Annotated in this window: 25 protein-coding genes; 15 read left to right on the top strand and 10 right to left on the bottom strand. The window is 62.3% G+C overall.

Annotation, left to right across the window (positions count from 1 at the left end):
• Positions 1 to 4 precede the first annotated feature (4 nt).
• The gene (locus ABSG20_RS01195; protein WP_423862646.1) at positions 5 to 1,945 is read left to right on the top strand and encodes an acyltransferase family protein; all 1,941 of its coding nucleotides are present in this window, start codon (positions 5 to 7) and stop codon (positions 1,943 to 1,945) included.
• A 170-nt stretch (positions 1,946 to 2,115) separates the two neighbouring features.
• Positions 2,116 to 2,355 (top strand): hypothetical protein, encoded by a 240-nt coding sequence (locus tag ABSG20_RS01190; RefSeq protein WP_423862645.1) that lies wholly within the window; start codon positions 2,116 to 2,118, stop codon positions 2,353 to 2,355.
• Positions 2,356 to 2,471: 116 nt separating this feature from the next.
• Here ABSG20_RS01190 and ABSG20_RS01185 read toward each other — a convergent pair whose 3' ends face one another.
• From ABSG20_RS01185 to ABSG20_RS01165, 5 genes are all read right to left on the bottom strand, one after another.
• Positions 2,472 to 2,726 (bottom strand): hypothetical protein, encoded by a 255-nt coding sequence (locus ABSG20_RS01185; RefSeq protein WP_423862644.1) that lies wholly within the window; start codon positions 2,724 to 2,726, stop codon positions 2,472 to 2,474.
• Positions 2,727 to 3,118: 392 nt separating this feature from the next.
• Positions 3,119 to 4,312 (bottom strand): xanthine dehydrogenase family Fe-S subunit, encoded by a 1,194-nt coding sequence (locus tag ABSG20_RS01180; RefSeq protein WP_423862659.1) that lies wholly within the window; start codon positions 4,310 to 4,312, stop codon positions 3,119 to 3,121.
• Between the two features lie 2 nt (positions 4,313 to 4,314).
• Positions 4,315 to 5,151: an FAD binding domain-containing protein gene (locus ABSG20_RS01175; protein ID WP_423862643.1), complete on the bottom strand. Its 837-nt coding sequence runs from the start codon at positions 5,149 to 5,151 to the stop codon at positions 4,315 to 4,317.
• The gene (locus ABSG20_RS01170; RefSeq protein ID WP_423862642.1) at positions 5,148 to 7,523 is read right to left on the bottom strand and encodes a xanthine dehydrogenase family protein molybdopterin-binding subunit; all 2,376 of its coding nucleotides are present in this window, start codon (positions 7,521 to 7,523) and stop codon (positions 5,148 to 5,150) included. The genes ABSG20_RS01175 and ABSG20_RS01170 overlap by 4 nt, the downstream gene beginning before the upstream one ends.
• A gap of 32 nt (positions 7,524 to 7,555) precedes the next feature.
• Entirely contained in the window at positions 7,556 to 8,848 is a 1,293-nt protein-coding gene (locus ABSG20_RS01165; protein ID WP_423862641.1) for an amidohydrolase/deacetylase family metallohydrolase, read from the bottom strand.
• A gap of 507 nt (positions 8,849 to 9,355) precedes the next feature.
• On the opposite strand from ABSG20_RS01165, the gene ABSG20_RS01160 reads away from it, so the two are divergent.
• The 9 genes from ABSG20_RS01160 (at position 9,356) to ABSG20_RS01120 (ending at position 15,886) form a co-directional block, all read left to right on the top strand.
• Positions 9,356 to 10,186, top strand: coding sequence for a nitroreductase family protein (locus ABSG20_RS01160; protein ID WP_423862640.1), 831 nt, complete (start codon positions 9,356 to 9,358; stop codon positions 10,184 to 10,186).
• A 71-nt stretch (positions 10,187 to 10,257) separates the two neighbouring features.
• Positions 10,258 to 11,112 carry a transporter substrate-binding domain-containing protein gene (locus ABSG20_RS01155; protein WP_423862639.1) on the top strand — a complete coding sequence of 285 codons (855 nt, stop codon included), beginning with the start codon at positions 10,258 to 10,260 and terminating at the stop codon, positions 11,110 to 11,112.
• A gap of 27 nt (positions 11,113 to 11,139) precedes the next feature.
• Positions 11,140 to 11,787 (top strand): amino acid ABC transporter permease, encoded by a 648-nt coding sequence (locus ABSG20_RS01150; protein ID WP_423862638.1) that lies wholly within the window; start codon positions 11,140 to 11,142, stop codon positions 11,785 to 11,787.
• Complete coding sequence (locus ABSG20_RS01145) at positions 11,784 to 12,440, top strand: amino acid ABC transporter permease (protein ID WP_423862637.1); 657 nt, start codon at positions 11,784 to 11,786, stop codon at positions 12,438 to 12,440. Before ABSG20_RS01150 ends, ABSG20_RS01145 begins: the two co-directional genes overlap by 4 nt.
• Before the next feature lie 8 nt (positions 12,441 to 12,448).
• Complete coding sequence (locus ABSG20_RS01140; RefSeq protein ID WP_423862636.1) at positions 12,449 to 13,234, top strand: amino acid ABC transporter ATP-binding protein; 786 nt, start codon at positions 12,449 to 12,451, stop codon at positions 13,232 to 13,234.
• 26 nt (positions 13,235 to 13,260) lie between these two features.
• Positions 13,261 to 13,659: a RidA family protein gene (locus ABSG20_RS01135; protein WP_423862635.1), complete on the top strand. Its 399-nt coding sequence runs from the start codon at positions 13,261 to 13,263 to the stop codon at positions 13,657 to 13,659.
• Entirely contained in the window at positions 13,656 to 14,264 is a 609-nt protein-coding gene (locus ABSG20_RS01130; protein ID WP_423862634.1) for a DUF1989 domain-containing protein, read from the top strand. Before ABSG20_RS01135 ends, ABSG20_RS01130 begins: the two co-directional genes overlap by 4 nt.
• Positions 14,265 to 14,320: 56 nt before the next feature.
• Positions 14,321 to 15,136 carry an urea amidolyase associated protein UAAP1 gene (locus ABSG20_RS01125; RefSeq protein WP_423862633.1) on the top strand — a complete coding sequence of 272 codons (816 nt, stop codon included), beginning with the start codon at positions 14,321 to 14,323 and terminating at the stop codon, positions 15,134 to 15,136.
• Between the two features lie 99 nt (positions 15,137 to 15,235).
• Positions 15,236 to 15,886 carry an urea amidolyase associated protein UAAP2 gene (locus ABSG20_RS01120; RefSeq protein ID WP_423862632.1) on the top strand — a complete coding sequence of 217 codons (651 nt, stop codon included), beginning with the start codon at positions 15,236 to 15,238 and terminating at the stop codon, positions 15,884 to 15,886.
• A 100-nt stretch (positions 15,887 to 15,986) separates the two neighbouring features.
• Here the strand turns inward: ABSG20_RS01120 and ABSG20_RS01115 are convergent, their stop codons facing one another.
• The gene (locus tag ABSG20_RS01115; RefSeq protein ID WP_423862631.1) at positions 15,987 to 17,567 is read right to left on the bottom strand and encodes a Do family serine endopeptidase; all 1,581 of its coding nucleotides are present in this window, start codon (positions 17,565 to 17,567) and stop codon (positions 15,987 to 15,989) included.
• A gap of 269 nt (positions 17,568 to 17,836) precedes the next feature.
• On the opposite strand from ABSG20_RS01115, the gene ABSG20_RS01110 reads away from it, so the two are divergent.
• From ABSG20_RS01110 to ABSG20_RS01095, 4 genes are all read left to right on the top strand, one after another.
• Positions 17,837 to 18,025, top strand: a complete 189-nt coding sequence (locus tag ABSG20_RS01110; protein WP_423862630.1) for a hypothetical protein — start codon at positions 17,837 to 17,839, stop codon at positions 18,023 to 18,025.
• Positions 18,026 to 18,613: 588 nt separating this feature from the next.
• The gene (locus tag ABSG20_RS01105; protein ID WP_423862629.1) at positions 18,614 to 18,835 is read left to right on the top strand and encodes a hypothetical protein; all 222 of its coding nucleotides are present in this window, start codon (positions 18,614 to 18,616) and stop codon (positions 18,833 to 18,835) included.
• Positions 18,836 to 19,102: 267 nt separating this feature from the next.
• Positions 19,103 to 20,008, top strand: a complete 906-nt coding sequence (locus ABSG20_RS01100) for a DnaJ C-terminal domain-containing protein (RefSeq protein ID WP_423862628.1) — start codon at positions 19,103 to 19,105, stop codon at positions 20,006 to 20,008.
• The gene (locus ABSG20_RS01095) at positions 20,005 to 20,286 is read left to right on the top strand and encodes a chaperone modulator CbpM (protein WP_423862627.1); all 282 of its coding nucleotides are present in this window, start codon (positions 20,005 to 20,007) and stop codon (positions 20,284 to 20,286) included. The genes ABSG20_RS01100 and ABSG20_RS01095 overlap by 4 nt, the downstream gene beginning before the upstream one ends.
• A 67-nt stretch (positions 20,287 to 20,353) precedes the next feature.
• Here ABSG20_RS01095 and ABSG20_RS01090 read toward each other — a convergent pair whose 3' ends face one another.
• The 4 genes from ABSG20_RS01090 to ABSG20_RS01075 all read right to left on the bottom strand — a co-directional run.
• Positions 20,354 to 20,794, bottom strand: a complete 441-nt coding sequence (locus ABSG20_RS01090) for a hypothetical protein (RefSeq protein WP_423862626.1) — start codon at positions 20,792 to 20,794, stop codon at positions 20,354 to 20,356.
• 87 nt (positions 20,795 to 20,881) lie between these two features.
• A complete protein-coding gene (locus tag ABSG20_RS01085; protein WP_423862625.1) occupies positions 20,882 to 21,886 on the bottom strand; it encodes a dihydroorotate dehydrogenase-like protein in 1,005 nt (334 codons plus the stop codon).
• A 55-nt stretch (positions 21,887 to 21,941) separates the two neighbouring features.
• Entirely contained in the window at positions 21,942 to 25,613 is a 3,672-nt protein-coding gene (gene nifJ, locus ABSG20_RS01080) for a pyruvate:ferredoxin (flavodoxin) oxidoreductase (RefSeq protein WP_423862624.1), read from the bottom strand.
• Positions 25,610 to 25,930: 4Fe-4S dicluster domain-containing protein (locus ABSG20_RS01075; RefSeq protein WP_423862623.1), on the bottom strand; the 321-nt coding region annotated here is incomplete at its 5' end. The genes ABSG20_RS01075 and nifJ, both read right to left, overlap by 4 nt.

Raw genomic sequence — 25,930 nt, 5'->3', positions numbered from 1 at the left:
GCCGATGACTCGGCCCGGACGCGACGCCGACGCCGCTGCCTATCGCGCTGATATCGACGGCCTGCGAGCCATCTCGATTCTGATGGTGGTCGGATATCACGCGCAGCCCTGGCTGGTGCCTGGCGGATTTGTCGGGGTTGATATCTTCTTCGTTATTTCCGGCTTTCTGATTACCCGCATCATCCTGACGCAGCAGAAGGCCCGCAGCTTTTCATTGCCGGAATTTTACGCGCGCCGGGTCCGGCGGATTTTCCCGGCTCTGATCGTGGTGCTGGCCGCGACTTACACAATCGGCTGGTTTGTTTTGCTGCCGGACGATTTTAGCCTGCTCGGCGAGAATGTCATAGCCAGCGTAGCCTTTGTATCCAATCTGTTCCAGCTCAGCCAGTCCGGCTATTTCGCGCCCGATACAGCCGATAATCCGCTGCTTCACCTCTGGTCGTTGGGCATCGAGGAGCAGTTCTACATCCTCTGGCCGCTTGTTCTGCTGATGCTGTCCGGCTCGAGGCGGCGCCGGTTTTTTACCTTAACCATCGCGATCGCCTCGTTCGGCGCCAGCCTGACGATTTTCTTCGGTCATCAAGAGTGGTCGTTTTACTCGCCACTATCGAGAGCGTGGGAATTGCTGGCCGGCGGCTTGGTTGCAAACCGCTACGTCGAAGCTGGTGAACACGAACGACCGAGTTCGCCGCTGCGCGACGACCTCACGGCAACGATCGGCCTTTCGGCAATCCTTGGCGCTGCGTTCGGGCTCAACAAGAGCAGTCTGTTTCCCGGCCCGGCTGCGCTGCTCCCGGTGCTCGGCGCGGTGCTGATGATCGTCTCACCAAATTCCAGGGTGAACAAGATCATATTGGCGAGCCGCCCGATGGTCCTGATCGGATTGATCAGCTACCCACTCTATCTATGGCACTGGCCGCTATTGACCTATCTCGCGATCACGCGACATGGGGTACCGAATTTTCTGGAGATCTGGATTACCCTCATCGCCGCGGTTGTTCTCTCCTGGCTGACCTACCGTATGGTCGAAATCCCGATCCGCCGACGGCCGGCGGCCGTTCCGGGATTGTCGTTCGGATTGCTGGCCATCGGCATACTGGGGATGGCAACGGCGGGCGCTTCCGGCTTTGGCTTTCGTTTTTCTCCGGTAATCCGGGACATCGCCATGATTCCGCAGCAGAACAATGCTGGATTGCGCGACAAGTGTTTCCTGGAGGCGCCGGGGGCCCGACTTGATGCTGATTGCATCGAGCAGGGCGAGAAGCCGCTTTTGTTTTCATGGGGGGATTCCAACGCGGCCGCGCTCTACCCGGGATTGAAGAAAGCCCAATCGCTTGTCTCTTTCCGGCTGGCCCGCTTTGCGGCTCCGGCCTGCGCGCCGATCCTGGCGACCGCACCGCGCTGTGACGAGGCCAACAATATCGTCTTTGGTTTCATCAAGTCGTCGCATCCCGAGATCGTGCTGCTTCACGCGATGTGGGGGCTGAACAACGACCTCGGCAAGCTCGGGGAAACGATCAGAGCGCTGAAAGCTCTCGATATCCCCCGAATAGTCATTCTCGGGCCGGTGCCGGTTTGGAAACGGACCCTTCCTTTTTCGCTGGTCAATGCCTACCGGTTGCGGCACGTCATCGCCGACCGGATCGCCGACGGTGTGTCGGGTCCGCAGGACGATGCACGCATGGCCGCCTTCAGCGCGGCCGCCGGTGTGCAATACATCTCGGCCTGGCATGTGCTGTGCAATCCGGATGGCTGCCTGACGCGGGTCGGGCCAACGGCCGATGATGTGGTGGCCAGCGATATCGTGCATCTCACGAACGCGGGCTCGGTTTTCCTGGTTGAGGCCATCGGGGGCGACCTCTTCCCCGGACAACCAACGATCAACCTCAGCCGCAAGGTCGCGATCGGCCCGAAGGACGGGTCGCCAGGACCGGCGAGGCCTTGAAGGGGGGGAGCGCCGCTGCTTTCGGACGAAGCAGCAAGGTGTTCGAGCGTCGCGCCAACACGCCGGCGAAGAATGCGGCCGCCGCGTCAGCGAAAAAATAATTTTTGCAGTGCATGAAACTTTTGCGTGCAATGCGCTATTATGGTGTGCCGGTTGGTGGAAAACAAAAAATGCGTACCTTGCTTCTAGGTTTGACTATATCCGCGTTGACGCTGCCCTGCCTTGCCCAGACCGTGCTGAAGTCCGAGCCCCTCGTGCTGGCGCCCTATGAAATCGCCTTGGTGCAGGATCCCTCCTGTCCTGCCGGCCAGGTTCTCAAGGTCACCGGGGCGATCCGGGGTTTGCACCGCAGGAAGGCCTGCGTGGTGCTTGCCAGCGAGCAGGCCTCACTGGCGGTCGCGACGCCCTAGCGCAGCCTCTGGTTGTGTAGCCTCTGGTAGCGCATCCTATCGGAGGTGGCGCAGCCTCTCAAACGTCGTCCCGGCGATCCCCCGGGACGAAAAACTCGCTCCTCACGAACAACCCCTCACGAATTCAGTTGAATTTCCCTCTGTTCCTCGCGCTCGGCGTCGGCCTGGTTCTGGACGGGATCTTCCTCGGGATCGGGCCGGCATGGCTTGATCTCATAATCGTTGTCCAGCACCGGCCGCGGCGTCGGCTTGTTCAGGTCTGACATGACATCGACCACCAGCCCGCTTTTCCGGGCGTGTTTCCAGACGTCGGCCTCGGTCGGGTAGGCCTTGCTCAGCTTGGCGTCGTTACTGAAGAGGGCGTAGGGCATCGGATCGCTCCTCTGGAAAATTCCACTGCTGTCAACGCCGCCGCCCGATGCCGGTTTCGCTCCGGCGGCGATCCCAGGGTTCACGGGCCGGTGAGGCGGTGGCCAGCAATCAGGCGCGGCCCCGCGGGCGCGGACTATCGGCCGCAGTGGTGAGTCGTAAACAAGTCCTTAAATCCAGCGAAAAATAATCCCCGAGACTCCCGGGGTAGAATCGCCGGATGTCTTGCCGTCATGGCAACGACCTTCAAGTCATCCGCCGAACGAGTGCACGTTGCGCTGTCAGTGGCGCTGCTGGCGGCCTGCGCGGCCAACCTGATGCTGGTGTGGGGCTGGCTCCAGCCCTAGGAGCATCAAGGGCCGGGTGCGGTTTTGGCAATGCCATCGTACCATCATCAATAGCGGCGATCGAGGACGCGCTGACAAATCTCACGCGCGCGCTTGCGCAACAGACCGAACAGCAAGGAAATGCCATTCAGGCTTTGCGTCGATGCGGCATCATCCCTCGGGATGCCGGCAAGGTGTCGATCCAGGTTGCGCGCAAAATCCTTGGTCAGCCGGCTGGCGAGGTCGCGCACCAGTCCCTCGCGGGCGATCTGTGCGAGCATGCCCGTCAGGCTGTAACCGATCGAAAGATCAACACGCGTCCCCGCGCCCCGTTCGATCGGCACCAGGTGATAGCGGATCTCGCCTTGGGTGGAAGACCGGCTGCGCTGATCGCTGCCGATGCCGACGATCCGGCCAGATAAGTTCGTGGAGTCGCGCTCGATCCGCGCCGAGCCGCGGAAAATTGCTGAAATCGGGCCGAGCTTGACCCTGATCATGCCTTCCACGCGCTCCGGTGTCGGCGCGGCGCCAAGGGCCGCGCCTGGCAGGCAGGCGGCAATCGCGGCGACATCTCCGAACATCTCGAACACCCGGTCGGGCGGATAAGCCACCGTGAACTGATCTTGCAGCACCAGCGCCGGTCTGAAGTCCGGGATCGCGAGCGTGCCGGTGCCCTCCGGCTGGATTTCACTTTGATGTGCGGCCGCGTTGACAGCGGCCGCGTTGGAAGAAACGGCTCTGTTGCCTGAGCCGACAGGGCCGAGCGTCGTGCGCCCGGCGCCGGGGATCGACGACAGGTCTCGCTTGCGCCGCGCGTCGATCACGGATTTGACCGCCCGCACGATTCCGACATATCCGGTGCAGCGGCAAAGATTGCCGCTCAAGGCGATGCGGATGCCGCATTCGTCGGCCTCGGAGAGGCGAAGCACCAGATCGCGCGCCGAGATCAGCATGGCAGGCGTACAATAGCCGCACTGCACGGCGTGCTCGCGTTGGAAGGCCGCGCGAAGCTCGATGGCGATTTCATCCTCATCGAGGCCTTCGATAGTGGTGACACGCGCGCCGTCGCAGGCGACCGCGTAAGTAATGCAGGAACGCGCCGGCATGTCATCGAGCAACACCGTGCAAGCCCCGCATACGCCGTGCTCGCATCCCAGATGGGTTCCGGTCAGATCGAGACCCTCACGCAAGAAATCAGCGAGATGGGTGCGCGGCTCCACCGCAGCCTCGACGGCGCGCGCATTGACGGTGAGCCCGATCATGGTCACGCGGCAGCCTCGCCGACCGCACGTCGCAGTACCGCGACATGAATGTGGCGGTCGGCCGCGTTGGCCAGGCCCGCTTGCGCCAGGATCGCATCCGCCACCCGGACGTCGAATTGCCGCTTGAAGTCGCCCGTCACCTTTCCGCCAAACAGCGCCGCCGCGTCACCAAGAACGATCGGCGCACCGTCCACGGCGCCAATCACAACCCGTGATGTCATAGCCTCCGGGTCGATGCGCACCGCCGCAATGGCGTGGGCGAATTCGCCGGGCTTGCGGCAGGCCTTGACGTAGCCCCAGCGGGCCGACGGTCGCATCACCGGTACGCGGACCGCCTCGAGGATCTCGCCATGCTGCAGGGCTGATTCGAGCGCTCCCGTCACGAACGCCTCGACGGCGAGATCACGAACCCCGGCAAGACTGCGCAGCGTGACCTTTGCCCCCAAAGCGGAAAGCGCAGACACCCAGTCGGCTGCGGGATCGGCGTGACTGAGCGATCCGCCGATGGTGCCGCGATTGCGAACCGCCCGGTAGGCAATGGCCGCGCCGACCCTGCGCATGGCGCCGCGGGTGACATCGGGTACTCGCTCATCCTCGATATCGCCATGGGTAACACAGCTCCCGATGACGAGTTCGTCGCCGCGGCGCTCGGCCTGCTTCAATTCGGCCAGCGCTGTGATGTCGATGATCAGGTCTGGCTCGATGAGCCGCAGGTTGAGCATCGGGCCCAGCGACTGGCCGCCGGCCATGATCTTCGTCGTGGCATCTGCCTCCGCTAACAAGGTCAGCGCGGCATTCAGATCAGAAGGACGCTGATAAGCGAACGCGGCCGCCTTCATGAGGCGGATCTTTGCGCGCCACGGGCCAGCAGTATCGCCTCGACAATGCGGCGCGGCGAAATCGGCGAATGCAGCAGTTCGACGCCGAGCGGACGCAGCGCGTCATTGACCGCGTTGGCGATCGCCGCCGGTGGCGCGATGGCGCCGCCTTCGCCGATGCCCTTGACGCCGAACATGGTGTAAGGCGAGGGCGTTTCCATATGATCGAGGCGGGGCTCGGGAACCTCGGTCGGACCCGGAAGCAGATAGTCGGAAAGCGTTGTTGCAAGGGGCTGCCCGGCGGCATCGAACGGCATTTCCTCATACAGCGCGGTACCGATGCCCTGCGCCAATCCGCCATAGATCTGGCCGTCGACGATCATCGGATTAACCAGCACGCCGCCGTCCTCGACGATCACATAGTCGAGGATCTCGACACAGCCGAGATCCGGGTCGACCGCGACGATGACGGCGTGGGCGCCATAAGAGAAGGTGCCGCTGTCGCGCTGCGGCTTGTAGCCGCTGGTTGCCTCCAGCCCGCCCGGATCGACATCCGGCGGCAAATCTTGCGGACGCCGGTACCAGGTATGGGCGATCTCGGTCAGTCCGATGCTGCTGGTTGGTCCGCAGACACGGCCCTCGCGCAAGGCGACCATCGCCGGATCGAGTTGCAACAGTCTGGCGCCGATCCGCTTGGCGCGCTCGGCGATCTCGATGCAGGCGGTCGCGACCGCGCCGCCGGCCATCACCATCGAACGCGAACCCCAGGTGCCGGTCGAATAGGGGGTCATCGCGGTATCGCCATGCACGACACGCACCCTCGCCGTATCGATGCCGAGAATTTCGTGCGCGACCTGCGCCAGCGTGGTTTCGAGGCCCTGACCATGGGAGTGCACACCGACGCGGATTTCGAGGCCGCCGTCGGGCGTCATCCGCGCCTGGGCCTGCTCGTGTCCGGGCACCATCGGAATTCCCCAGCCGGCATAGACCGAGGTGCCGTGCGCGGCCTGCTCGCAATAGATCGAGAGGCCGGCGCCGATCAGGCGGCCATCCGGCTCTTGGCTGCGCTGACGTGCCCGCACGGCCGCGATATCGATGGCCGCCACAGCGCGCCGCAGGGCCTGGGGATAATCGCCGCTGTCGAAATGCTTTCGGGTGATATTGTCGAACGGCATCTGGTCCGGGCTGACCAGATTGCGCAGACGGACCTCGCTTGGCTCGAGCCCGGCTTCGACCGCCACCGCATCCAGCATGATCTCCAGCGCGAAGCAGACGCCGGTACGGGCAACACCGCGATAGGGCAGGATCGGACACTTGTTGGTCGCGACCGAGAAGGTCCGGCAGCGATAAGCCGGCATCCGGTAGGGACCCGGCAGGATGCTCGCCACCTGTGCGGCTTCAAGACAGGCAGAGAAGGGATACGAGGAGTAAGCGCCGGAATCGACGGTCGCCTCGCAGTCGATGCCGCGCAGAAAACCGTCACGGTCGGCATAGACGGTGATGTTGTAATAGTGCTCCCTGCAGTTGGCGCTCGCCGTCAGGTGTTCACGCCGGTCTTCGATCCAGCGCACGACGATGCCTTTGTGCATCGCGAGCCAGCCAAGGCAGACTTCTTCCGGCAGCAGAATTCCCTTGTGCCCAAACCCGCCACCGACATCGGGCGATATGATGCGAATCCGGCCCTGCTCGACGCCGAGGCAATCGGACAGGCCATTGCGAACGATGTGCGGCATCTGGGTGCCGGTATGAAGCGTCAGTTGGTCGAGCCGTTGATCGAAACTGGCGACCACGCCGCGTCCCTCAAGCGGCGACATGCACTGCCGCGCGGTCGATATTTCGCGCGTCACTTTTATGGGCGCATCCAGGGCCGGCGCGATATCGACCTCGAAGGCGGTTTCAAGAAACACGTTGTCACCCCAATGCTCATGCACGAGCGCGGTCGTTTCGGCGCGCGCCTTGAGCATATCGGTGACCGCCGGCAATTCTTCGAGCTCCAGCGTCACCGCGGCAGCGATATCTTCGGCCTCCGCCCGGGTCGGCGCCACGCACATGGCGAGGAGTTCACCGACGTGGCGGACCTTGCCGGTCGCCAGCACGGGCTGTTCCGATATCTTAAAGCCGGGCAGGCCTGACACGGCGCGGATCGGCTTGACCCCGGTCAGATCCTCAGCCGTGAACACGACATCCCGATAGCGATCCGGCACGCCAATCGCCCTGATTCGGGCATGCGCCAGCGGGCTGCGCACAAAGGCAACATCCCGTAGGCCTGAGATCCGGATATCGGCCACGTATTGGCCGCGTCCCCGCAGCAAGCGATCGTCCTCCTTGCGGTTGAGCCTCGCTCCGACACCCTGACCGGCGGCGGCGGCAAGCCGGCTTTCAGCGTGAGACATCAGGTGTTCCCACTGGATGCCGCCGTGACCGGTCAGGCCGCGACAGCCTGCGGCAGAATCGGAGCCACGGCATCATGCCGGATACCGGCGCGCAGGCAAAATACCGGCTGCAACAAACTGTCCGCCACCACTTCCGTCTTTTCGTTGTCGCGCAGGATATGGCGGCCGGGTTTTTGCCTCAGCACGGTCACGTCGGCCTCCATGCCCGGCCGCAATGTGCCAATGACGTCCGAGAGAGCAAGCATTTGCGCCGGATGCGACGTCACCATCGGCACCACTTGCTCCAGCGTGAGACCGAGCGCCATCATCGAACTCATCGCCTGCACCAGGCTGAATTTCGCCTGACCCGCGAACGGATGGTTCTCGTCATCGACATGCTCGCCCGGCGTTCCCTTCGGCGCCGGCACATGCGTATTGTAGCCGTGGATATCGGCTCCCAGCGTGGTCGGAATGATGCCGGCGGCGATCGCCTTGCGCGCGAGGCGGTAGGAGAAGTGGCTGCCATGGCCGACATCGACCCGCAAGCCGCGGTCGAGTGCGGCCTGGATCACCGGGTGGACTTCGCCTTCACGATTGACGAAGCCGCCGGGATGGCGCGTGAACGGATGGGCCAGAACGTCGCCGGCACGGAGCAGCGGGATCACCCGGGTCAGGATCGTATCGACATCCTCACCGTTGGTGCCGCTCGCAGGCAGTCCCCATAGCTGACCGAAATGCACATAGACCGGAAGGTCGGCGCGGCGTCCGATCTCGGCGGCCATTTCGATGACGCGGATGCCCCAACGCGCGAAGCCGCCAATTTCAGCATGGGCCTTGATACCGCGAACCAGATCGCGATTGGCGTTTGCCGCTTTCACGGTGGCGTCGATATCGACGCAGTCCGGGCTGTACAGATTGGGGTAATAATGGCCCTCCAGACCGCCCACCAGATAGGCCGACAGAAACGCATAGGTGCGCGATTGCGCCTTCTCGGCGATGAAATGCCGGAAACCAGGCAGGGTCATGCAGGACGGTCCGCCCTGATCGACCAGGGTTGTCACGGCAGATTGAACACCAACCATATCCGCGTTCACCCCGAAGCGCCCGGTGACATATTGGTAGACATGCGCATGGGTATCGATCAGTCCGGGCAGCACGAGCTGACCCGTGACATCGACCACCTCCCTGGCGCTGGCCGGCAGGATATCGGCCTGAACCGCGGCAATCTTGCCGTTGCGGATCGCAACATCCTTGATGCCGTCGATGCCTGCTGACGGGTCGATGACGCGACCGCCGCGCAGCAACAGGTCAAATGTGGTGCCGAGGGATATGGTTCCAAGAGACACGGTCGATCTCCTCTTGCGGATAAGTCGGCCGCCAATGCCGCCGTCGCCGATTTGCGCAGTATACTTCGTATTCCTGTTTTTGGATTTAGCAACAATCATGCCATAGGTTGCGTCAAATTCGTGCAATATTGCGGTGCGGCGCGCATGTCCGGGAGCTATCTGATGGCCAAAAACCATGTGCGAAATCTGTGCAAGATGCCTCAAATACGGCAGCCTTGATCCACTGCGGCCGGGTGGCAATCGCGCAATAACAGTTGAGCCATGCGAAGTGTGCTTCGTATTGTTGAGTATTATTGACCGCCGAGGATGGAACGGGGAGGTTGATTTTCCACGCTGCCCCGCGGTGCTTGGCCAAATCCTGGCCGTCGACCGCCGGAGCGCCTCCACAACAGCTTGCGACGCGATCGCTGTTCTGGTCTGGCATGTCCCTTGCTCGGACAATCGTCACTGAGGTGGGGGCCAGGGCTCCGCTCGCTTGAACTTCATAACCGGATGGGGTGGTCGCTAATGTCCTACCGAGAGGCCATCGAGCGGCGTTTCGGCGATGGCGGTCCGTCCGGCCAAGGCGTTGCGGACAACGACTTCATCCATCGGGTGATATCGCGCAAGACCGTGCGCCGTTACAGCGACGCGGTTCCAGCTGACGAGCTTCTCGACCTGCTTGTCGCCGCTGCCTTGAGCAGTTCGGCCAAGTCGGATTTCCAGCAGGCATCGATCCTGCGCATCGAAGATCCGGATCGGCGCGCCGCGATCGGCAAGCTGTTTCCGAGCATGCCCTGGATCGGGCTTTCGCCGGTATTGTTCGTTTTCCTTGGCGATGCGAGGCGGCTACAGCGGGTCGGCGAATTGCGCGACAAGCCGGTTCGCAACGGCACCCTGGAAGGGTTCTTCAACGCCAGCGTCGATGCCGCGCTGGCGATGCAGACCATGATCCTGTGTGCGGAATGGCTCGGGCTCGGCGTCTGTCCAATCAGCGTCATTCGCAACGAGATCGACAAGGTCGCGGCGATCCTTGAGCTGCCTGATCTGGTCTTTCCGGTCGCCGGACTTTGTCTCGGCTATCCGCACGGCGAGGGTTACGTCAGCCTGCGGCTGCCGCGGCGGCTGACGACCCACCGCGATCACTACGATGACGGCGCGCTGGCCGAAGCCATCGACGATTACGACCGCCGGCGCAATGCCGTGCATGCCATCCCCAGGGAGCAACAACGTTCCAACGCGGAGTTTGGCGAGGCGGAGTTTTACGGCTGGTCGGAAGACAAGGCGAGGCAGGCCGCCAAGGCCGAAGGCGCGGCGTTCCCGCCCTATCTCAGATCCCACGGCTTCAGTTTCGATTGAGGGGCATGACACGACACACGACAGATCCGTAAGGCCAGAGATTTCATCACACCAACGCAGGGAAATCCACCATGAGAAACAATTCGTTCGTCGACGCCGGTCTGCCGTCAAGACGCCTGATGGTGTTTTTGCTGGCTGGATTGTTCGCGCTGCCGCTGTTGGGCAATGCGAAAGCCGCCGGCCTCGACGAGATCAAGAAGCGTGGCCTGATTGTCGCCACCGAGGATGATTTTCGTCCGTTCGAGTTCGTCAAGGACGGCAAGCCGACCGGCTTCGACAACGAACTGATCGAAGATTTGCGCAAATATGCACCGTTCGAGATCAAGCAGGAGATCCTGCCTTGGACCGGCATCCTGGCCGGCGTCTCCACCGGCAAGTATGACGTCGCCATTACCGCGGCGATCATCACCAAGGAGCGCAAGAAATCGCTGGATTTCACCAGCCCGATCGCCGATGCCACGCATTACTATGTCAAACGCAAAGGCGATACCAGCATATCCTCGGTCAAGGATCTCAATGGCAAGACCGTCGGCGTTCAGGCCGGCAGCGCGCTGCTCGCGCGACTTCCCGAACTCGGCGGCACGCTGGAGAAAGAGGGCGGCAAGCTTGGCAAGATCGTCGAGTACACCTCTTATCCCGAGGCCTACCAGGATCTGGCACTTGGCCGCGTCGATTATGTCGTCAATACCATTATCAACCTGAAGACTCTGGTGGCCGACAAGCCCGCCGTGTTCGAACTCGGTCAGGCGGTCTCCGGAAAATCGTTCCCAGCCTGGGCGGTGGCAAAAGGCAACACCGAACTGCTGGCGTTCCTGAACGAGTTCATCGCCAAGGAAAAAGCCAATGGCAGGTTCGCCGAGTTGCAGAAGAAGTGGTTTGGCGAGGCGTTTCCGGATCTGCCGGCGGCGTTCGAGCCGGAATTCTAGCGGTCGCCTCGGCCGCAATGGTCCGCCATGAGCGGCAGCGATATCGCAGCGATCTTTCAGGGCGCCATCGTGACGGTGTCGCTGTCCGTTGCCGGCATCCTGATCGGACTGCCGATCGGACTTGGCCTCGCGCTGTTGCGCTGGGCCAATGTCCCGGTCATTGCCCCGATGGTGACCCTCTATGTCAGCATGTTGCGCGCTACGCCGCTGGTCACGCTGCTGCTGCTGTTGTTCTTCGCGCTTCCCAACATCGGGGTGCCGATCAATCCTATTTCCGCGGCGATCCTCGCGCTGGTCATGAATACGTCGGCTTTCAACTGCGAGGTATGGCGGGCCGCCCTGATGAATTTTCCAAAGGACCAGTTTGAAGCGGCGCAGTCGGTCGGCATGCGCGCCGGGCAACGCTTTGGCCGGATCGTGTTGCCGCAGATCGTGCGCGTCAGCCTGCCCGGCCTGGTCAACGAAATGTCGCTGCTGATCAAGGTAACGCCGGTGCTGGCCGTGGTGGGGGTCGTCGATATTACCCGCGCGGCGGTGAGAATTGGCGCCGAGACCTACGAGCCGCTGCCGCCATTTCTGGTGGCGGTCGCGCTGTACGCGCCGATCGTGTTTGCGCTGGTGTCGCTGCAGCGCTGGATCGAGCGGCGCCAGTTCGCGGCCGGGGCGTCAGCATGATCCACGATTTCGGCATCGTCTGGGACGAACGCGCCCTGCTGCTGAGCGGGCTCGCCAACACCGCTGTCATATCGACGCTCGCTGCCATCGCGGCGCTGATATTGGGCTGTCTGCTGACCCCCGCTTTGATGTCGAAACAGCGGGCGGTTTTCGGTGCCGCCCGCCTGTTCGTCGACGGCATGCGGTGTGTGCCGTTTCTGCTGTTCGCCTATATCGTTTACTATGGCCTTCCATCCCTCGGCGTCAGGTTCGACAACTGGACTTCGGGACTGGCGGCGCTGACGATCTATAACGCTGCCTACATGGCGGAAATCCTGCGCGGCGCCTGGGCCGTGCAGCCGCGCGAGCCGATCGAGGCCGGCATCGCCTTCGGTTTTCCTGAAATCCGGCTGTTCCGCCGCATCATTCTGCCGCCGCTGCTGCTGTCGGCCGGACCGGTGCTCGGCAACCAGATGATCCAGATCATCAAGGACAGCGCCTTCCTCACCATCATCGCGCTGCCGGAACTGACCCATGCCGCGAGCTCCATCCAGTCGCGGCACTACGTTCCGTTCGCGGCCTTCATCACCGCCGTGTTTCTGTATTGGGGGCTCTGTCTGGTGATCGAGGCCGGGGTAAGTTCGATCGGCCGCGTGGCCGAAGCACGGCGATAGGACGGGCGATGGCGGAATTGAAAAAGGTCCTTGACGTCGCCGGGGTTTCGAAGCGGTTTGGCGATGTCCAAGTCCTCACCGATGTGAGCTTCCAGGTCGACAAGGGGGAGACGGTTTGCGTGCTCGGGCCGTCGGGCTCGGGCAAATCAACCTTGTTGCGCTGTATCAACTGGCTTGAGCAACCGGACGCCGGGCAAATCTACCTGAATGGAGAGCGGGTCGGCATCAACAGCGCCGGCACGGTCATGAGCGATCGCGATTTGTCGCAGATCAGAACGCGCATCGGCATGGTATTCCAGCATTTTGCGCTGTGGCCGCATCTCACGGTGCTGCAAAATCTGATGGAAGCGCCGGTTCAGGTGCAGAGGCGGCCCAAGCGTGAGGTTCGCGACGAGGCGATGGCATTGCTGTCGAAGGTCGGTCTCACTGAGAAGTGCGATGCTTTCCCGGCGAGATTGTCGGGCGGACAGAAGCAGCGCGTCGGCATCGCGCGCGCGTTGGCGATGCGACCGGATCTCCTGCTGTTCGACGAACCGACCAGCGCGCTCGACCCGGAGCTGGTCGGCGAGGTGCTGGTCGTGATGGGCGATCTCGCCCGCGAGGGCATGACCATGGTGATCGTCACCCACGAAATGGGATTCGCGCGCGAGGCCGCGACGCGGGTGCTGTTTCTCGATCGCGGACGCGCCGTCGAGACGGGATCGCCGGAGGGGTTTTTCTCAAATCCCGAGACTGAACGCGCGCGCCAGTTTCTGCAGCGATACGCCGGTGACGCCGCCGGCGGCCGGCTCTGACAACAACCAGCAGGGAGACATCCGCCATGGATCCGATCTTTCATCTCTTGCCCGACGCGCCCAAGCCGGTGGCGCCCTACAGCCACGCGGTCGAGGCAGGACCGTTCATCTTCGTGACCGGGCAGCTCGCGACCGATCCGGATGACGATACTGTTCCGTTACCGCCCGGCATCGAAGCCCAGACAACCAAGGTGATGGATAATCTCGGCCGCGTGCTCAGGGGGTGCGGGGTCACTTTCGCCGACATCGTTTGCGTGCGCATTTTCCTCACCGACTTCAACAGGGATTACGCTGCGATGAATGCGATCTTCGCGACTTATTTCACCGAGGGCAGGCGGCCGGCCCGCACGACGGTGGGCGTAACCGCGTTGGCGCGGGGCGGGATTGTCGAGATCGACATGATCGCCTTCAGAACCCGGGTATGAACACGATGGACGCCCGCATCGAGATTCCGGCCCGGCGCGGCAAGGCGGCCTTTGTCGCGGCCGGACAAACTGTCACGGTCATCAACACCCATGGCGAACAGGTCGTTGACACCTGGGCCTTCAACCGTGCCGATCTCGGCGAGTTCATGTCCAATGAACACACCCGCGCGCATAGCCTGCATTTGATGCCCCGGCCCGGCGACGTGCTTCGCACCAATCAGCGCCGTCCGATGCTGACGCTGACCGAGGATACCTCGGGCGGTATCCACGACACGCTGATCGCGGCCTGCGATCGCTACCGCTATGCCTTTCTCGGTGTGGAGTTCTATCATGATAATTGCACCGACAATCTCTTTGCCGCGATGGCCGAACTCGGCCTCAAACCTCCGGAAGTGCCGAGCCCGCTCAATCTGTTCATGAATATTCCCTGGTCTTGCGACGGCACGCTTGACTTTGCCGCGCCGCCGCGGCCGGTGCCGGGAGGCTACGTCCGGCTGCGCGCCGAGATGGATCTGGTGCTCGCCTTCTCCGCTTGTCCACAGGATATCCTGCCGATCAACGGCAGGTCCGGTAAGCCGGTCGAGGCGCATTTTGTCATCGCCTGAGTGCGGCGAAATCCGGTGCAGGCCAATGGCTACGAAACGTGAGGGAACCTGAGATGATGTCGGCGGAGAGGAAGCGCGAAGTACGGGAGGCCAACCGCCGCCGCTACGAGGAGCTGCGGGCGGCGGGGCAGGAGGGCACGTCCAGAGGCCTGCCGGCTGCAAGCGCGCTCGATGCGGCGCCAATTGCGCCGCAAGCCGTGATCAGCCGCGAGGAAGTTGCTCCTGGATGGTACGCGACGGTGCGACTGCGGCGCGCAGAGGCGCTCCGGATCGTCGATGACACCGGCCGGTCCAGCGTCTCGATGATCGGCTGGCGCGAGGAAGAAAGCTCCGAACGCGTCAACTGCGCCGACACGGTCAAGGTGCAGTGGAGCGCAGCGCTCACCAAGGGCCGCGTGATCCTGTCGGATATGGGCCGGGTATTCATGTCGCTGGTCGAAGACAGCAGCGGCGCCCATGACCTTCTGGTAGGAGGCTCGACGCCGGCTTCGACACTCGAAGCTTTCGGCGCCAGGTCGCGCAACAGCCATGAGAACTTCATTGCCGCTGCGGCCAAGGTTGGGCTCGGTCTGCGCGATATCCCGCCTTGCGTGAGCTTTTTTGCGCCGGTCTCGGTCGACGCCAAAGGCGCTTTTGCGTGGGACGCCAAGCGCAAGCGGCCGGGCGATTTCGTCGACCTTCGCGCCGAAATGAACGTCATCGTGGTGTTGTCGAATTGTGCCCATCCGCTCGATCCCGCCCGCCCGGCGGCCTCTGGACCGGTCACGCTGATCCGGCACCGCGCGCCTGCCGCGGCGCCGGATGATCCCTGCCGGACGCTGTCGCCGGAAATCGTCCGCGCCTTCGCCTTCACGGACCGGCTCTACGCCTAGAATCCGGTTCTGATTGGATCAGAACCGGGCTCCAGTTTTTTGTTTGACGCGAACCGGTGCCCACTTCGCTCAAAAGCGCTATAGCCAGGAGAGATCAGCATGACCAGCCCCGCAACCGCCGCGCCGGCAGACACGTCCGGCACCTCCTACTGGCATGACATTCCGGCGGAGCGGCCATGGTCCCGCATTCTCAAACGCGGACAGACGCTGCGGATCATCGACAGCGAAGGCCAGCAGGCTGTCGATGCGCTGCTGTATTGCGCTGACGATCCGGCCGAGCGTTACAGCGCGCAGGACACGCTGCGGGTCCAGGGTTCGGCCTATATCGATCTCGGCACCGCGCTCATCTCAAACCGGGGCCGCGTCATGGCCCGGATCACGGCGGATTCCTGCGGCCGGCACGATACGTCGGCCGGCTGCTGCTCCTGTGAAAGCAACGCGGTCCGCTTTGGCGAACCGACAAAATATCAGCATGCCTGTCGCGAGAATTTTATTCTGGAGCTGTCGAAATACGGCCTGGGCAAGCGCGACATCGTCGCCAACCTGAACTTTTTCATGAATGTGCCGATCGATCCCTCCGGCAATTTCACCGTCGTTGACGGCATTTCCGCGCCAGGCAACTACGTCGATATATCAGCGGAGATGGATGTGATCTTCGTCATCTCCAACTGTCCGCAAATCAACAATCCATGCAACGGCTTTGACCCGACGCCGATACGCGTGATGATCTCCGATCCGCCCGCTCTATGACAGCACGTGCAGGGGATCTTGATGGACAGATAGAAGACGAACGGCGTACGTGAAGGCCGGCGGCGGTAACGATCACCGCCGCCGGCCTATCGCAATTTGCTCAGCCGTTGCCGAGCGGCACGGCGACGTAATGAGACCCCTCGCCTGAGCGAAGGCGGATCAGAACGTTGTTCTTGTTATCGGCGCGCGCGCTTTTGATCGCGTCGCGGACCTCAGCGGGATTGACGACACTCTTTCCGGCAACTTCGAGAATGACGTCACCTTCCTTGAAACCGTGTTCCGCCGCTGCTCCGTTCGGATCCACGTTCGTCACGACGACGCCGGTTTTGCCGTCGCCCGCCACGGAACTTGCAGGTGCGATGGTCATGCCGAGCTTGGGAACGTCCACACCTTGAGTTGGGCTGGCGGCGCCGGAGTCGGCTTGCGCTAGATGGGCGTTGGGCAGCTCCGCAAGTGTCAAGTTGAAGACGGCATCCTTTCCTTGATGCAGCACGTCGAGCTTGACCGCGTTGCCAGGTTCGAGACCCCCGATGGTACGGGCAAGCTCCCGGGCGTCCTTGACCGACTGGCCGTTCACCGCGGTGATGATATCGCCGGCTTCGATACCGGCTTTGGCAGCGGGGCCATTGGCCTGCGGTTCCGCCACCAGCGCGCCCTCCGCTTTCTTCAAGCCAAGGCTATTGGCGATATCCTGCGTTACCGGCTGGATCTGGACGCCGATCCAGCCACGGCTGACGCTTCCTTTGTCCTTGAGTTGAGCGATCACCGTCTTCACCGTCGGAGCCGGGATCGAGAACGCAATGCCGACGCTGCCGCCGCTTGGCGAGTAGATCGCCGTATTTACGCCAACGACTTCGCCTTGCATATCGAAGGCCGGGCCGCCCGAATTGCCCTTGTTGACGGGCGCGTCGATCTGGATGAAATCATCGTAGGGTCCGTTGCCGATGTCGCGGCCGCTGGCCGAGACGATGCCGGCGGTGACGGTTCCTCCGAGTCCGAAGGGGTTGCCGACCGCGAGCACCCAGTCGCCTACCCGGGGCTTGCCCGCTGCAAGTTTGGCAAATGGAAAGTCGGCGCCGCCCTCGACCTTGATCAGCGCGACGTCGGTGCGCGCATCCGTACCGATCACCTTGGCGGTGTAGGTCTTGCCATCGTCGGTCGTGACTTCGACTTTGTCCGCGCCGTCGACGACGTGGTTGTTGGTGACGGCGTAACCGTCGGACGAGATGAAGAAGCCGGACCCTTGACCCATCATGACACCGTGACCGCCATGGTGACCGCGCATGCCCGGAGGCAGGCCGTCCGGCCCGCCAAATTGATGGAAGAATCGCTCCATCGGCGATCCCGGTTGCGTGGAGGAGTCATCGTCGGCGCTGTTGCTCGTATCTGTGGACTTGCCCCTCATCGTGACCTTCACCGAGATCACGGAAGGTTTCACGCGCTCCACGATATCGGCGAAGCCGGTCGGTTGCGCGACCTTGCTCACGGCATTGTTGACCTGGGCATAGGCCGGGCTACTGAAAATATCGAGCGGCCCGGACGAGGGACCGAAGCCATAGACGGTAACGGCCAGAACCGCGGCGACCGATGCCATCAGCGCCAGCCTGCGCGCGGAAAGCAGCGAACGGCGAGGCGCGTAACGGAACGAACCCGACGAAGGATCGGAGGGATGATTTGTCATAGAAGCTGCGTCTCCGCGGTTTGATGGATATGGCGCCCGCCTGGCGCCTCATGACGCCAACATGCGCGCTCTCGTCTTACGGGGTGCTGGCCGCGGAGTTAAAGTTCGGCAACAAACGCGGACGGGTAGTGTCGGATCAGGACCGGTTGGAACAGCACCGCGGCGGCCAACCTGCAGAGCGAACCAATGCCAAAAGCTTGCGCATTCCGAAGGAAGTTGCGCTATGTTGAGCGCATCTGATGTGGCAGTCGACGGCGGGGAGGCCGATCATGGATCCGAAGGAACTCGCGGACAAGCTTGAAGCACTGGACGTCGACTCGTTTGCGTCGCTGCTGCAGCTTGACTACACGCATGACGATACGCCCATGCAGGCCAAAAAGCTGATCATCGATGCGCTTCGATTTGCAAGTCAGCACGGATTTGGCGAGCCCCGTCCTTCCCTTGATGAAGCTGACTGACAGAGGTCTCGATCTGATATCGTTGATCGGCCGCGGCGGTCCAAGATAGTGCGCGCCTGGAAATTCGGGGGGTGAACCGATTTATGAACCTTATTATTTTCATGACTGAGCAAAAGGGATCAGCGTCTAGGGCCCTTTAGTTCCATGGTGGGTCCATCAATGGCCGCCCCAGCGGCATCTCTCGCTGACCAGGAATCGATGATACTCCCGTCCGTTTCGATAAGGGAGCCATTGTGCCGCAGTCGGAGCCGTTCCGGGCAGAGTGTCAATTTACGCTCGTCGGCGTACGGGAGTTCCTGCGATGTTGGTCGCGTGCCAGTCCGAGGCCCTGGGTGCCTGGCTTCGCGGCGACTCGCACCCACCAAGGTAAGAAAAAATGAGCGATGCATCCTCTGCGCAACCTTCGAGCGATACCAATGATTGGGGGGCCAGAGCGGCTCTCGCATTTGAAAAGGCCAAAAGACTCCCGCCGGGGCCCGAGCGAATTGCCACACTCAAAATGGCAAAGATGCTGCGGCAGGCTTCCGAGATATACAGAGCGCTTTTCGCAAGTGTCCCACCTCGCCGCAAACCGGCGGAAGATTGAAAGTGGCCGGAATCGAAGAGGGGGAATTGGGCTACCGTGCATTGGGTTCGCTCTGTCGCCAGCGTGCGGTGTTTGATCCTGATCACAGCTGGAAGTGGCTGGGACAGGCGGAAAGGTGGGAACAGCTCGGCGCCGCGGAAATCGATTCCCCATTTACGGTTGACCATGTTCCGAACAGCGAAGTGGGCGCTCGTCCAGAAAAGGGGACGGCCGCCGCCACGTGAAGAAGGATTCGGCCGCGCCTCGGCTGGTCTTCGCTGAGCCAAGGCTTGCTTTCAGTGCGGTCACGCAAGATAGTGCCGCGTGAGGCCAGCGGCGGCATCTCCCCTGTCGAAGGCGGCGACACATCCGGGGCTCTCGCCTGGCGCCAGTGCTGGGACGTTGCGGGCGTTGGTCGCGCGGCCGGCCGAGCGGGCAGTGCCTTTGGACAATGCTGCGGAAGCGCCTCCGTCGGCCGGGAATAAACAACAGTTTCAACGGCGGAGCCGGCAGTGAAGGATCCCTACGAAATTCTGGGCGTCGCCCGTTCGGCTTCGGCGGAGGATCTTCAAAAGGCATACCGCAAGCTTGCCAAAAAACTGCATCCAGACCTCAATCCCGGCAATGCCGAGGCCGAGGAGAAGTTCAAGGAGATCGCAGGCGCCTATGATCTGGTCGGCGACGCCGAAAAGCGCAAAAGATTCGACAGTGGCGAGATTGACGCGTCGGGAGCCGAACGGCCCCGGCAGAACTATTACAAGGATTATGCGTCGTCGGAACAGGATCATCCTTATGCGGACAATTCTGGCTTCGCGGATTTCATGGATTCGGAGGATGCTTTCGCTGAGCTGTTGAGACGCAGTGCGCGGGCGCAGGCCAACAGGCGTGGGCATGATCTCGAATTCAGGCTGCCCATTGAATTTGTTGAGTCGATCGCCGGTGCCAACAAGCGCCTGACATTGCCTGACGGCAGCACGCTCGATGTGACGATCCCGCCCGGGATCGTTGAAGGTCAGGTGCTGCGATTGCGCGGCAAGGGTGCGCCAGGATCAGGCAAGGGCGGCTTCGGGGATGCGCTGATTGAAGTCGAGATCAGACCCGATCGCGCGTTCACGCGCGAGGGAGACGATATCTATCTGGAATTGCCCGTCAGCCTCCCGGAGGCCGTTCTCGGCGCCCGGATCAAGGTTCCTACTCCAACCGGAGCAGTGACGATGACCGTACCGAAGGGGTCAAATACCGGGACGATATTACGCCTGAGGGGCAAGGGGGCCCCCAGCCATGCCGGAGGCCATGGCGATCAGTTCGTGAAGCTGAAGGTCATGCTCCCCAGAGTGCCTAATCCAGAGCTGGAAGCGTTCGTCTCGGGCTGGGACAGCGGGAAGGCGTACAACCCCCGTGAGGAGGCGGCGTCATGAAATTGAGCAAGCAGGAATTTCTATCACGCTCCGGCCTGGGTCATGAAACGCTGACTGCCTGGATCGAGGAGGAATGGCTGATACCCGATGGTTCGTCCGTCGAGGCGAGTTTCTCGGATATCGATATCGCCCGGGCACGTCTGATCCGGGATCTCCAGCTCGACTTTGGCGTGAACGATGCAGGCGTGGGAGTGATTCTTAGTCTGCTCGACCAGCTCCATGGCCTACGCAGGACAATGATGGCGCTGCGTCGCGCCGGTCGAATAACGTCTGAATAGGGTTGTCGGACCTGGCTGGAGCAAGAAAGACGGCCGATCGGGCCGTCTCTTTTGCTGTCCGGCGTGATTACTGACAGAGATGCCTGCGACCGTCTCCGCCACGGAACCAGGTTCCCGGCTGACAGACAAAGCCATTGCGCGCCGCATAACCGGGAGCATACGCGCCATTGTACCCATTGTCGTACCCGTTATCGTACACGGTATTGTCTCCGCCGTCATAGGCATATGAATCGTCGACGTAGCCGGGACCATAGTAGCCGTATGCGCCAGCCGCCGTGCCTGCAATCAAGCCGCCTGCGATCAAGCCGCCCGCGATGCCAGGTCCAAACCCGCCGCGACCACCACGGAAGCCACCGCCATGAGCGCCTCCGGCTGCGAAGTGAGCGCCGCCGCCGTGGAAGCCTCCACCTCCGCCGCCCCCGCCGTGAGGACCTCGCGCCAGCGCCGGGGAAGCTGTCGCCAGTGCAACTGCCAGACAGGCAGCTGATATCGTTCCAATTCTTGTCATGACTATCTCCTGATGATGAAAGGGAGCAACAGACCAACCTCTCGAAGGTTCCTTACCGAACTGCGTAAGGGGCCGCCGGCTGTCCGGTCATGAGCGGTCGGGCGCGCGATATCCATGCAAGATCTTGATGTAGTTGGCACGCTCGAACGCCTGGGGATCCCGCAATTTGCACTGGCTCATGATCCCCCTGACCTGTTCCAGCGAATTGAACTCTCTTGCGTCGAGCCATTCTTGCAGCCCGGCGAGCAGGGTGGCCATATGGCCGGGGCCTCTTCGCAACAACGACGAGGTGGTCATCACGACGTCGGCTCCGACCAAGAGATACTTCACCACCTCGTCGGCGCTCGCCACTCCGGTGCTGGCCGCGAGAGAAGCCCTGGTTCGGCCCGAGAGCACGGCCAACCACAGCAACGGGAGCCTGATCTCGCTCGGCTCGCTGAGCTTGAGGTCGGTCAGCACCTGCAAGCGCGTCAGATCGAGATCGGGCTGATAGAACCGGTTGAACAGCACCAGGGCGTCGGCGCCTGCATCCTGCAGGGCCAAGGCCATGTTGCCGACGGAACTGAAATAGGGACTGAGCTTGATCGCGACCGGGATCGAGACGGCTGCACGCAGCGATCGCAGGATGTCGAGATAGCGCTGCTCGACATCGCGGCCGGTCGACGTAAGATCGGCTGGGATGAAATAGATATTGAGTTCGAGCCCGTGCGCTCCGGCCTGCTGCAGTTGCCGGGCGTAGGTGGTCCAGCCCTCGTTGCTTACTCCATTCAGGCTCGCAATGACCGGTACCCCGGCCGCTTGCCGGGCCCGGCGAACGAGTTCGAGATATTGATGCGGCCCATGTTGCGTCTCGGGCAGCTTCGGAAAATTGCTGAGACCCTCCGGCCAACTGTCGTCGTGGGCGCTGGTCAGATGCTCGTAGCGGGCGGTCTCGGCTTCGATCTCCTCCTGAAACAGCGAGGGCAGGATCAGGGCGGCGGCGCCCGCATCCTCGAGCCGCTTCAGCGAATCGAGTTCTCCCGTCAGCGGAGAGGCGGACGCCACCAACGGATTTTTAAGCTGAAGTCCCATATAGCGCGTCGTCAAATCCATCTTGCTCTCCCGGAACCGGCCGCAGTGCGCTGTAAAGGGATTTTCCCAATCGCCACTAGGACGCCGGACCGGCAAGCACGTCGCCGCCCGGCTGGAAGCGGCTGCCGTCTTGTGCTGCGAGCGTCTCGTATTGCCGGTATTTGTCGATGACCGCCGCCTGCGCGCTGGCGAGAAGCACCGCCGCTTCATCGGGAAGCGACCGCGCCAACGAGGAATAGCGGACCTCGTTATAGGCATAATCCTTGAAGGCAATCGTCGGCCGCGGCGAATCCAGCTGAAACGGGCTCTTGCCGACGCTTCGCAGGGTCGGGTTGAATCGCAGCAACGGCCAATAGCCGCTGGCGACCGCGAGGTCCTGCTGCTTCATGCCAAAGCGCATGTCGATGCCGTGAGCGATGCACTGGCTATAGGCAAGAATGAGCGAGGGCCCGTCATAGGCCTCTGCCTCCCGAAACGCATCCAGCGTCTGCTGCGAATTGGCGCCCATCGCGACCTGGGCGACATAGACGTTGCCATAGGCGATGGCCTGCAGGGCCAGATCCTTGCGCGCGACCCGCTTCCCGGCGGCCGCGAACTTTGCAACGGCGCCGAGCGGGGTCGCCTTCGAGGCCTGGCCGCCGGTGTTGGAGTAGACTTCGGTGTTCAGCACCAGAATATTGACGTTACGTCCGGTCGCCATCACATGATCCAGTCCGCCAAAGCCGATGTCATAGGCCCAGCCATCGCCGCCGACGATCCAGATGCTCCGCCGCACCAGATGGTCCACCACGGAGAGCAGATTGCGCGCCGGCTCACTTTCGATCTTGAGCAGCCGGGTCTTGAGCTCGGCGACCCGGATGCGTTGCGCGCGTAGTTCGAATTCGTGAATTTGAGACGCATTGAGCAGGCCTGCAGCCAGCCCTTCGCCGATGGCCGGCGTCAGCTGCACCAGCAGTGCTCGGGCAAGCGCCAGATGCTTGTCGGCCGCCAATCGGAAGCCGAGACCGAACTCGGCATTGTCTTCAAACAGCGAGTTCGACCACGCCGGCCCACGGCCCTCATGATCGACGGCCCAGGGCGTCACCGGCAGGCTGCCACCGTAGATCGACGAACAACCCGTCGCATTGGCGATCTGCGCGCGATCGCCAAACAACTGCGAAAGCAGCTTGAGATAGGGAGTCTCGCCGCAGCCGGCACAGGCGCCGGAAAACTGGAACAACGGTTCGAGAAACTGAATGCCGCGCACCTTGTCAAAATCGACGCGCGCCCGGTCGTTGACCGGCAACGCCTCGAAGAAGGCGATATTGGCGCGTTCGGCCTCCACCAGCGGCGCCTTGTCCGCAAGATTGATCGCCTTGACGTCCGGCTCGCGCGGGCTGATGGCGGGGCAGGCCTCGACGCAAAGACCGCAACCGGTGCAGTCCTCGACATAAAATTGCAGCGTGAAGCGTGCTTCCGGATAGCCGCGCGCATTGACCGGCGCCGATTTGAACGAGGCCGGCGCTCCGACCAGTGCATCCTCATGGTAATAGCGCGCACGAATGACGCTGTGCGGACATACGAAGCTGCATTGCCCGCACTGAATGCAGAGGTCTTCCTCCCAGACCGGAACAGCCTCCGCAATATTGCGCTTTTCAAAGGCGGAGGTTCCGGTAGGAAAGGTGCCGTCCGCCGGAATGAGACTGACGGGAATATCCTCTCCGCGTCCGGCCAGCATCAGCGATGTCACGCGTTTGACGAAATCGGGAGCACTGGCGGCGACGATCGGCGGCCGATCCTGGGGATTGGTGGCAGCCGAGGGTACCTTGATTTCGAACAGCCGGGCCAAGGTGGCATCAACCGCGGCGAAATTCCTGGCCACCACGGCTTCACCCTTGCCGCTATAGGATTTGCGGATCGATTCCTTGATACGCCAGAGCGCTTCGTCGCGTGGCAGCACACCGGATATGGCGAAGAAGCAGGTTTGAAGAACCGTGTTGGTGCGAACGCCGAGCCCGACATCCCGGGCCACGGTGGAGGCGTCGATGACAAACAGGTGCAGTTTCTTGTCGATGATCTGTTGCTGGACGGATTTTGGCAGTTGGTCCCAGGTCTCGTCCTTCCCGTACGGGCTGTTCAGAAGGAAGACGCCGCCTGATGCTGCGACCCGCAGCAGGTCCTGCCGCTCGAGAAATCCGAACTGGTGACAGGCAACAAAACCAGCCGAGGCAATCAGATAGGGCGCCCGGATCGGGTCCGGCCCAAACCGCAGATGTGAAATCGTCTGCGCACCGGATTTATGGGAATCATAGACGAAGTAACCTTGCGCATATTGCTTGGCGTCTTCGGCGATGATTTTTACGCTGTTCTTGTTGGCGCCGACCGTGCCGTCGGCGCCCAGACCATAAAAAACCGCCCGGGTTGTCTTGGCCGTCTCGATCGCGAACTCTTTTTCGACCTTGAGGTTGCTGAACGAGACGTCGTCCTCGATGCCGAGGGTAAAGCTGTTTCGTCCGACGAATTTGCCCTGGTCGTTGCGGATGGCCAGCTCATCGAGCGCGGCCTTCGCCATCGCCGGCGTGAAATCCTTCGAGGATAGTCCGTAACGGCCGCCGATGACGTGCGGCATCGAGGCGCGCTGGCCGGATCCAAAGTCCCGGGCGAGGGTAGCGACGACGTCGAGGTAAAGAGGCTCGCCTGCGGCGCCTGGTTCCTTGGTTTGTTCAAGGATGGCGATGGCGCCGACCGATGGCGGCAGGGCGGCAAGGAAATGCGCGGCCGAAAACGGCCGATACAATCGCACCTGCAAAACGCCGACTTTCTCGCCGCGGGCGGCCAGCGCCTTGACGGTTTCACGCGCCGTCTCCGCGCCGGAACCCATCAGCACGAGGGCGCGCTCGGCGTCGGGTGCGCCTTCATATTCGAACAGCTTGTAGTGCCGCCCGGTGAGTTCCGCGAAGCGGGTCATCGCGGCCTCGACCAGGCCCGGCACCTTGGCATAATAAGGGCTGACGGCCTCCCGCGCCTGAAAAAAAGTGTCGGGGTTCTGCGCGGTGCCGCGGATGAAGGGCTTCTCCGGATTGAGACCGCGGGCGCGGTGAGCCCGGACCAGGTCGTCCGAGATCATCGCCCGGATGCTGTCATCCGGAATCAGGTCCAGCGTGTTGAGTTCATGCGAGGTGCGAAAGCCATCAAAGAAATGCAGGAACGGAACCCTGGCCTCCAGGGTTGCAGCCTCGGCGATCAACGCGGCGTCATGGGCTTCCTGCACGTTGGCCGATGAGATCAGCGCAAAGCCGGTGGTGCGGACGGTCATGACGTCGGAGTGATCACCGAAGATCGACAAGGCCGAGGTCGCGAGCGAGCGCGCGGCGACATGAAAAACCGTCGAGGTCAGTTCGCCGGCGATTTTCATCATGTTGGGCAGCATCAGCATCAGCCCTTGCGATGACGTGAACGTGGTCGTCATCGCGCCCGATTGCAGTGCGCCGTGGACCGTGCCTGAAGCGCCTCCCTCGCTCTGCATCTCCTGGACCACGGGAATGTTGCCCCAGATATTCTTTAGTCCTTCCGCAGACCATTGGTCGGCCAGTTCAGCCATCGTGGAGGAGGGAGTGATCGGATAGATGGCGCATACCTCATTGACCCGATAGGCGACATGGGCGACGGCCGTATTGCCGTCCATGGTGGTCCTGATCGGCTTGCCGCCGAGCTGTTCTGTCGCAGGCTTCAGGGCGCCGCCCGGGCTCAGCTTGATCGCGGCGTTCACGTTCTGACCTCCGTCGGCTCGGAAACCATTTCCATGGCGTGGCAGGGGCATTGCTCGACGCAGATGCCGCAGCCGGTGCAAGGATCGAGCTTGACCTCGTAGCCCTGGTTCGGGCCGAGCTTGGTGATCGCGTGTTCCGGACAGGCGGCATAACAATTGTCGCACTCGAAGCAATTGCCGCAGGACAGGCAGCGCTTGGCTTCGTGCGATGCTTCTTTCTCGCTCAAGCCGCTGACGACCTCCTCAAAACCTTGTCCCCTTTGCACGACTGGCAGTTCCTGCTGTATGGAGCGAGCCGCATCGGCATAGATGGGCAG

The organism is Bradyrhizobium sp., from assembly GCF_049512235.1.
Classification (GTDB): Bacteria; Pseudomonadota; Alphaproteobacteria; order Rhizobiales; family Xanthobacteraceae; genus Bradyrhizobium.
The sequence above is the reverse complement of the archived record's forward strand: the minus strand, read 5'-3'. Positions and strand labels throughout refer to the sequence as shown.